The sequence below is a fragment of the Streptosporangium vulgare genome (assembly GCF_042428775.1).
Classification (GTDB): Bacteria; Actinomycetota; Actinomycetes; order Streptosporangiales; family Streptosporangiaceae; genus Streptosporangium; species Streptosporangium vulgare.
Genome location: NZ_JBHMBS010000203.1, coordinates 1 through 510, shown reverse-complemented (window position 1 = coordinate 510; position 510 = coordinate 1). Strand labels below are relative to the sequence as shown.

Annotated in this window: 1 protein-coding gene; it reads left to right on the top strand. The window is 44.9% G+C overall.

From position 1 onward, the window contains the following. Window positions 1–510, top strand: a 510-nt coding sequence (gene hprR / locus ACFFRH_RS45090; RefSeq protein ID WP_512701171.1) for a response regulator transcription factor HprR, incomplete at both ends; no start/stop codon positions are given.

Genomic DNA, 510 nt, shown 5'->3' with positions numbered 1-510 from the left:
CGCAGGGGCTTTCCGAAGCGGGTTATGTCATCGATGCCGTTTCTGATGGCAGAGATGGGCTTTATCTTGCGCTGAAGGATGATTATGCATTGATCATTCTGGATATTATGCTTCCGGGTATGGATGGCTGGCAGATCTTACAAACGTTAAGAACAGCAAAGCAAACCCCTGTTATTTGCCTTACTGCAAGGGATTCTGTCGATGACAGAGTCAGAGGGCTGGACAGTGGGGCAAATGATTATCTGGTAAAACCTTTTTCATTTTCTGAGTTGCTGGCAAGGGTTCGGGCACAATTAAGGCAACATCACGCTTTGAATTCAACATTAGAAATCAGCGGCTTAAGAATGGACTCTGTTAGTCATAGTGTGAGCAGGGACAATATCAGTATTACACTGACGCGCAAGGAGTTTCAGTTACTTTGGCTACTGGCCTCCAGAGCTGGCGAAATTATACCCAGAACGGTTATTGCGAGTGAAATTTGGGGAATCAACTTTGATAGTGATACCAATA